The organism is Legionella sp. (assembly GCF_049790535.1).
GTDB lineage: Bacteria > Pseudomonadota > Gammaproteobacteria > Legionellales > Legionellaceae > Legionella.
Genome location: NZ_JBAQZB010000006.1, coordinates 1 through 2,239 on the forward strand (window position 1 = coordinate 1; position 2,239 = coordinate 2,239).

Consider the following 2,239-nt stretch of genomic DNA (forward strand, 5'->3'; position numbering starts at 1 on the left):
ACAATTAGGAATTGTTGAAGCAAGAATATGGCTATGACCATCTTGATGTTGCAAACCTTCCCCTGCTAGTGTAGTTCGACCAGCCGTTCCCCCTAATAAGAATCCTCTAGCCTGCATGTCTCCGGCAGCCCAGGCCAAATCACCAATACGTTGAAAACCAAACATAGAATAGTAGATATAAAATGGAATCATTGCCAATTTATTTGAACTGTATGAAGTAGCTGCAGCCATCCATGAACAGAAAGCTCCCGCCTCATTAATACCCTCTTCTAAAATTTGCCCGTCCGTTGCTTCTCGATAGAACATAATTTGCTCATGATCTACTGGTGTATAAAGTTGGCCCACAGGTGAGTAAATACCAATTTGACGAAATAGTCCTTCCATACCAAAAGTTCTACATTCATCAGGTACAATTGGAACAATTCGCGAACTAATTTCTTTATTTTTCAATAAAACCGAAAGAATACGTACAAAAGCCATAGTAGTAGAAATTTCTCGATCACCCATGCCTTTAGTAACTGACGCAAAATCAGCAAGTTTCGGTACTTTCAGTGGTTCTACTTCGACACTACGTGCAGGAAGATATCCTCCCAATGATTCTCTTTGTTTTTTAATGTACTTAATTTCTGGACTGTCATCAGCAGGTTTATAAAATGGAATATCTGCTATTTGTTCATCGCTAACTGGAATATTGAAGCGATCTCTAAATACTTGCAACTGCTCTAGAGTCATCTTTTTTTGCTGATGTGTTATATTTTGACCTTCGCCAGCAGCCCCCATACCATAACCTTTAATAGTTTTAGCCAGAATTACTGTAGGACTACCTTTATGTTCTACTGCCTGCGCATAGGCTGTAAATACTTTTTGTGAATCGTGACCGCCTCTATTTAAACGCCAAATCTCATCATCTGAATAATTCTCAACCATTTTCGCCAATTCAGGGTACTTATTAAAAAAATGTTGTCTTACATAAGCACCATTATTTGCCTTATAGGCCTGGTATTCACCATCAAGACATTCTTCCATGCGTTTTTGCAGCCAACCATCTTTATCTTGTGCCAATAAAGAATCCCAGCGTCCACCCCAAATCACTTTAATCACATTCCATCCAGCACCACTGAATACCCTTTCCAGCTCTTGAATAATTTTGCCATTACCGCGAACTGGTCCATCCAGTCGTTGTAAATTACAGTTAACAACAAAAATAAGATTATCAAGCTTTTCACGAGCAGCAATACTTAATGCACCCAGTGATTCTGGTTCATCGGTTTCCCCATCCCCAAGAAATGCCCATACTTTTCTACCGGTTGCTTTAATAAGACCTCTGTTTTCCAAATATTTAAGAAAACGAGCTTGATAAATCGCTTGTAATGGGCCTAATCCCATTGAAACTGTAGGAAATTGCCAAAAATTGGGCATTAACCAAGGATGAGGGTAAGAAGATAAACCTTCCACCTCCACTTCTTGTCTAAAATTAGCTAACTGAGCCTCACTTAAACGACCTTCAAGAAATGCACGTGCATAAATTCCCGGCGAAGAATGGCCTTGAATGTAAAGCAGATCACCACCATTTTCACCATTTTGAGCTTTAAAAAAATGGTTAAACCCTACTTCATAAAGCGTCGATGAGGAAGCGTATGAAGCGATATGTCCACCAAGTTCTGGTGCAGATTTTCCAGCACGAAGCACCATAGCCACAGCATTCCAACGAATTAAAGCATTGATGCGTTTACTCATTCCTTCATCAGGTGGCATTTGCTTTTCTTCGTAAAGTTTAATGGTATTCCTGTAAGGAGTATTCAGTAAGGGAGTTAATTTTACACCCTCTAAATTTGCCTTATTAAAAAGTTGGTGTAAAAGAAAAGCACAGCGATCAGCGCCATCGGTGGCTAATACAGCTTGGAAAGCATCCAGCCATTCACGCGTTTCGACAGGATCTAAATCTAAATTAATTTCATTTGCCATGAAAATGTCCTCGACATTCTATTAAACATAATTAGGTATAGCTTGTAATCTCTTAGGGATTACACCAGAACAACTTTATTTGCAGCCACTAATATAGGTCATACAAGTATATGTTACTTTGCGGCATTGTAGTGGATCGCAATAAGAATTCAACTCTCACGCACAACCTTTTTGCCTTGAGCTTTTCTCTCATTTACCAATTAGATAGTGATTAGATTAAATAGGTACTCATCTGATTACAACCAAGAAATTAATGTAAATAAAGCAATAAATA

At 38.7% G+C, this 2,239-nt stretch carries 1 protein-coding gene; it reads right to left on the reverse strand.

Annotated elements, in window-relative coordinates; translation table 11 throughout:
- The coding region (aceE, locus tag WA877_RS00235; RefSeq protein ID WP_425168937.1) for a pyruvate dehydrogenase (acetyl-transferring), homodimeric type at positions 1 to 1,965 on the reverse strand (1,965 nt) is incomplete at its 3' end.
- Positions 1,966 to 2,239: the final 274 nt, after the last annotated feature.